The organism is Kitasatospora sp. LaBMicrA B282, assembly GCF_050325825.1.
Taxonomy (GTDB): domain Bacteria; phylum Actinomycetota; class Actinomycetes; order Streptomycetales; family Streptomycetaceae; genus Kitasatospora.
Window position 1 is genome coordinate 1 of record NZ_JBNQTI010000298.1, and the last position, 5,188, is coordinate 5,188.

8 protein-coding genes are annotated in these 5,188 nt (G+C 72.9%); 5 read left to right on the forward strand and 3 right to left on the reverse strand.

Translation table 11 applies throughout. The features are described 5' to 3' along the window. From ACQRUO_RS38495 to ACQRUO_RS38505, 3 genes are all read left to right on the forward strand, one after another. Nucleotides 1-267, forward strand: a 267-nt coding sequence (locus ACQRUO_RS38495; RefSeq protein ID WP_428320836.1) for a hypothetical protein, incomplete at its 5' end; no start/stop codon positions are given. 43 nt (nucleotides 268-310) lie between these two features. After that, entirely contained in the window at nucleotides 311-556 is a 246-nt protein-coding gene (locus ACQRUO_RS38500; RefSeq protein ID WP_428320837.1) for a hypothetical protein, read from the forward strand. 10 nt (nucleotides 557-566) lie between these two features. Beyond that, entirely contained in the window at nucleotides 567-737 is a 171-nt protein-coding gene (locus ACQRUO_RS38505) for a hypothetical protein (RefSeq protein ID WP_428320838.1), read from the forward strand. 50 nt (nucleotides 738-787) lie between these two features. Here the strand turns inward: ACQRUO_RS38505 and ACQRUO_RS38510 are convergent, their stop codons facing one another. Both ACQRUO_RS38510 and ACQRUO_RS38515 read right to left on the reverse strand, forming a co-directional pair. Continuing rightward, the gene (locus tag ACQRUO_RS38510) at nucleotides 788-1,132 is read right to left on the reverse strand and encodes an ArsR/SmtB family transcription factor (RefSeq protein ID WP_428320839.1); all 345 of its coding nucleotides are present in this window, start codon (nucleotides 1,130-1,132) and stop codon (nucleotides 788-790) included. Next, a complete protein-coding gene (locus ACQRUO_RS38515) occupies nucleotides 1,129-1,587 on the reverse strand; it encodes an SRPBCC domain-containing protein (protein WP_428320840.1) in 459 nt (152 codons plus the stop codon). Before ACQRUO_RS38515 ends, ACQRUO_RS38510 begins: the two co-directional genes overlap by 4 nt. 482 nt (nucleotides 1,588-2,069) lie before the next feature. Between ACQRUO_RS38515 and ACQRUO_RS38520 the strand changes: the two genes are divergently transcribed. After that, nucleotides 2,070-3,389, forward strand: coding sequence for a globin domain-containing protein (locus tag ACQRUO_RS38520; protein ID WP_428320841.1), 1,320 nt, complete (start codon nucleotides 2,070-2,072; stop codon nucleotides 3,387-3,389). Nucleotides 3,390-3,437: 48 nt separating this feature from the next. Here the strand turns inward: ACQRUO_RS38520 and ACQRUO_RS38525 are convergent, their stop codons facing one another. Continuing rightward, nucleotides 3,438-4,244, reverse strand: a complete 807-nt coding sequence (locus tag ACQRUO_RS38525; RefSeq protein WP_428320842.1) for an SAM-dependent methyltransferase — start codon at nucleotides 4,242-4,244, stop codon at nucleotides 3,438-3,440. 271 nt (nucleotides 4,245-4,515) lie between these two features. Between ACQRUO_RS38525 and ACQRUO_RS38530 the strand changes: the two genes are divergently transcribed. Further along, nucleotides 4,516-5,124, forward strand: a complete 609-nt coding sequence (locus tag ACQRUO_RS38530; protein WP_428320843.1) for an RNA polymerase sigma factor — start codon at nucleotides 4,516-4,518, stop codon at nucleotides 5,122-5,124. Nucleotides 5,125-5,188 lie beyond the last annotated feature (64 nt).

Here is a 5,188-nt window from a genome sequence, read left to right on the forward strand (position 1 = left end):
GGGCCGGCGGGCGAGGCGCGGCCGACCGGCGGCGCGGAACCGACCGGGGAGCTGGAGCCGGCGGGCGGCGGCACGCTGGCGGAGGCGGTCCGGCCGCAGACCGCGGTCGAGGCCGGGGTCGACGCCGCGGTCGTGGCCGAAGCGGCGGTCGTGGCCGAGGCGGCGGTCGCGGCCGAGTGGCAGGAGACCGGCTGGTACCGCAGTCCGGTGCTGCTCGGGGTCGGCGCGCTGGTCCTGGCCACCGTCCTCAACGTGCTGTTCTGGTAAGCGAGTCCGGTCATCGAAACCTCACCGCCGGGAGGCCGTTGCCATGTTCGACCTGCGCTGGCTACTGGCGCTGCTCTTCACCGTGTACGGCGCCGTGCTCACCGTGCTGGGGGCCGCCTTCACCTCCCCCCGGGACCTCGACCGGGCCGGCGGGGTGAACGTCAACCTCTGGGTGGGGCTGTCCATGCTGGCCACGGCCGCCGCCTTCGCGGCCTGGGCCCGGCTGCGCCCGGTCCCGCCGCCGCCGGACAGCACCGCTGGCGAGCCCACCCGCCCGGACGCATGGTGAGCGCCGGCCGGTGACGGTACTGGCGAGCGTCCTCGGGTTGGCCCTCGGCACCGTCGGCATCGCCGTCGCGGGCAGCGCCTACTACCTGCTCTGCCGCCGCCTCGACCTGTCCGCCGAGCTGCACGCGGTGGCGGAGAGCGAGCGCCTGCCGGCCCGCGAGGACATGGCGCTGACCGACTGAGAACGCCCGACAAATCCTCTGTGCGGTCCTCGTGAGGCGCCCCCGCCGGCTCAGCGCGGGCCGTTTCCTTCCGCCAGGTCCTTGAGCGCGTCAAGGCGGTGCTCCCACGCGGCGGCCAGCGTGTCCATCCACTGCCGCGTGCGCTGCAGCGGCTGCAGATCCGCTTCGTACTGGACTTCGCGTCCGACTCGGCGGGGGCGGACCAGCCCGGCGCGCTCCAGGACGGCCAGGTGCTTGGCCACGGCCTGGCGGGTGACGGGGAGGCTGGCAGCAAGCGAAGTCGAGGTGGCGCCACCTTCGCGCACGATGATGGCGAGCACCTCGCGTCGGGTCCGGTCGGCCAGCGCCACCAGGACGTCCTCGGGGCCCTGACCGGCCTCGGCGCCGTTGCTCATGCCCCGGTCTGTTCGCAGGCCGCGTGCAGCTGCTCGAGCTTGCCGGGCCAGTTCCGACTGTTCGCGCGGTGCCGTTCCGTCGCCTCGTCCACCGGCAGGCCGAGCCGTGCGAAGCCGCTCTCGACCAGGGTGAGTCGGGTGCCTCCCGCGAGCTCGTCCTCGGTCAGCGTGAACTCGACCAGGGTCGCGTTGGTGTCGTCCGGCTCTTCGCCGGCGGCGCCCTGCGACCACCGCCAGGAGAGGACCCGCGGCGGCTCGACCGTCTCGATCCGCGCCGGAATGACGCCGTGAACGCCGTGGTCGAAAACCAGCAGGCCACCGGGCTGCAGGTCGATCTTGACCGCCTCCCCGCTGCCGAACCAGCGCCCGAGGAAGGTGGGTTCGGTCAACACGGACCAGACCCGCTCCACGGGAGCATTGATCACGATGGTGCGCTCGATCGTGTCAGGGATCACTGCTGCCTCACTCGCCTCGTCGGAACGTGCTACCCAAAGGTTGCACGTCCCGCCCGCAATGCGCAACCCATCAGTTGCTCTTTGGTGACGGCCGGCAGGCACGCGGCGGCCGGCGATCCAGCCCTGGAGGCGGGCGGTCTACACGCGTCACAGGCCGAGTCGATCAACTCGCGGCACCAGCCCGGCCATCGGCGGGCAAAACCGGCGCGGACCGGCTCGCCTCCCTTGGCCGAGCAGTCATCTGACGCCTCGTCAGCACGAGCGCCCGGAGCACGGTATGGTGTCCGGGATTCTCTCGAATCTCTGGGAGATTTCCGGGAATTCCCGGATAGACCGCCGCCGGCAGCCCTACCGGCCGGTTTCACAAATGCTTCACTGGGTGCTGCTTGCGAGGCCCATCGGGACTATGGGCAGAATCGGACCGTTTCTGGCCGTACAGCGACAGCTCCGGGGGGAGATGAGCTGGACAGGAGTGCTCCACCGTGAAGTTCCGCGCCAAGCGCGCCGGCACCGAGGTCCCTGCGTCCCCGATATCGCAGCCCGCCCCGGCGCCCGCCGGACCGGCCGCGCCGGGCGGCCCCGGCGGCGGCTGGTGGGCCCAGGGAGCCGCGGCACCGCAGCAGCCGGGCCCGAGTGCCACGGTGCCGCCGCAGCGGCCCACGGCCGCGGGTCCGCTCTCCGCCACCGACAGCGCGCTGATCCGGGCGAGCCTGTCCGTGGTCGAACCGCATGCCGACAATCTGCCGGGATTCTTCTACGCGACCCTGTTCGGCCGCTACCCGGCGGTCCGCGAACTGTTCCCGACCGACATGGACGTCCAGCACGACCGGCTGCTGCGCGCCCTGCTGCTGATCGTCGACCTGGTGGACGATCCGGCCAACCTGGCCCGGTTCTGTGCCCATCTGGGACGCGACCACCGCAAGTTCGGCACCGAGAGCGCGCACTACGCGGCGGTGGGCGAGTGCCTGCTGGCCACCCTGCAGCACTACGCGGGCCCCGCCTGGAACGCCCAGACCGCGGCCGCCTGGAGCCGCGCCTACCGGACCGTGGCGTCGGCGATGGACGAGGCCGCCCGGGCCGACGCCGCGGTGCGTCCGGCCGTCTGGCCGGCCCGGATCGTCGAGCACCGCCGGCACGGGCTGGACATCGCCGAGCTGACCGTCCGCCCCGAGCTGCCCTACCCGTTCACCGGTGGCCAGTTCGCCAGCCTGGAGACCCCGTGGTTCCCGAAGGTGTGGCGCTACTACTCCCCCGCCAACGCGCCGCGGCCCGACGGCACGGTGACCTTCCACGTCCGGGCGGTGCCCGGCGGGCGGGTGAGCGGGGCGCTGGTGCACCGGGCGGCGGTGGGCGACCTGCTGCGCCTGGGCGCGCCGCAGGGTGACATGGTGCTGGACCCGACCGGCCGGCGCGACGTGGTCTGCGTGGCGGGCGGCACCGGGCTGGCGCCGATCCGGGCACTGGTCGAGCAGGCCGCGCTCGACGGCGCGGAGCGGCGGGTCGAGCTCTTCCTCGGCGCCCGCACCGCCGAGGGGCTGTACGGGCTGGACGACCTGCTGCTGATGTCCCAGCGGCACCGCTGGCTCACCATCCGGGCGGCGATCGCCGACCAGGACGCCCGTGGCGGCGTCGGCTACCTGCCCAAGGTGCTGGCCGAGGCGGGCCCGTGGCAGCACCACGACGCCTACCTCAGCGGCCCGGCCCCGATGATCGTCACCGCGGCCCGGGTGCTCACCCGGGCCGGGGTCCCGCTGGAACGGATCCACCACGACCCGTTCGTCTCGCTGGCCGAGGCGTCCTGACGAACAGCCGTGCCAGGGCGGGATGTTGACGATGAGTCAGGCAGAACCTCAGGGCTTCAGCGCGACGGCCGCGTAGACCGAGGCCTGCTCGTCGCTCACCCCGTGCGGCCCGGCGCCGTCCGGGCGCCAGCGCGGGCTCGGCACGACCCCGGGAGCAGCCAACTCCCAACCCGTGAAGAAGCGTTCGAACTCGGCCCGACTGCGGGCCTGCACCTGGGTGCCGGCGGACCGGTAGATCTGCAGGGCCCGGGCGATCTCGGCGGGCGCGAAGTCCTCGGTCGCGTGGCTCATCACCAGCGCGCTGCCGGAGACGAGCGCCCCCTTGAGCTGCTCCACGATCCCGTGCGCCCCGCACTCGTCGGGCACGAAGTGGAGCAGCGCGTTCAGGCTGAGCGCGATCGGCCGGGAGAAGTCCAACGCCTCCTGCAGCTGCGCGGACGCGAGCAGCGCGGCGGCGTCGGTGACATCGGCCTGCACGTAGGCGGTGCGGCCCTCCGGGGTGCCGATCAGCAGCGCCTTGGCGTGCGCCAGCACGATCGGGTCGTTGTCCACGTAGACGACCCGGGCGGACCGGTTGACCCGCTGCGCGATCTCGTGCAGGTTGGGCGAGGTGGGGATGCCGGTCCCGACGTCGAGGAACTGGTCGAGCCCGGCCTCCGCCAGAGCTCTGGTCGAGCGGTGCATGAAGGCCCGGTTGACCCGGGCCGAGAGCTCCGCGAACGGCAGCACCGCCTTGACCTTCCCGGCGGCCTCCCGGTCGGCGGCGAAGTTGGTCACCCCACCCAGGAAGTAGTCGTACATCCGCGCGGAGTGCGCACGGTGAACCTCCAGGTTGACGCCCTCGTAGTCGGTCATCCTCCCCCTCCTCGGCGATCCTGCGGCGATCGGACGGGATCCATGATCCCTCACGACCCCCGACCCCGTGCTGACAAACCAAAAGATCCTATGCCAGAGTCATATGACACACTGTCAGTCGGTGGGATCATCGGAGTATCACAAACTGTTCTTGTCTTGCACCCGGGGTACTCCGCTCTGGTTCCATGGTTCCGACGCGCGAACGACACCCCCGCCGCGGCGGCGAGGCCCACCGCCGACCGTACGCCGAGGACCGACGAAGGCAGGACCGATGACGATCGACAAGGGCGGCCGCACACCCGGGCGCCCGGGAGGGCCGGCGGTGGACGGCACCGGCGAGGATCCGGTCAACGCCCGACTGTGGCTCTCCTACCAGGTGTTCTGCGAACTGCACGGCCGCGCCTGGCTCGCCTTCGCCCGCACCAGGGTGGGCAACCAGGCCGACGCCGAGCTCGTGGTCGCGGCGATGACCGCCGAGCTCGCCCGCCAGTGGCCGCACGCGCTGCGCCACCCGGTGCCCGCCGCCTACGCCTGGCGGCTGCTCAAGTCCCAACTGCACGACTGGGTCTGGCCGCTGGACCAGGTCGAGGTGGAGGCCACCACCTTCACCGCGGTGATCGGCCGGTTCAAGGAGCTGGCCGGCGACAGCCTGCGCAGCGAGGCCGACCAGGTCGGCCTCTACGGCGCGATCCTGGCGCTGCCCGACCGCCAGCGCGACGTGGTGATCCTGCGCTACGTGCTGGACCTGGACGACCTGGAGATCGCCGCCTACCTCGACCGCCCGGTGGAGACCGTCCGCGCCAACCTGCGGCACGCCCGGGAGCGGCTGGCCCGCGGGCTCGGCCTGCGCGAGCTGCCCGATCGGCGGGCGGAGCGGTGAGCCGGCGCCCACGCCCCGACGCGCTGCCCGGCCGGCCCGGCCTGCCCCCCGACCGGCCCGGCCT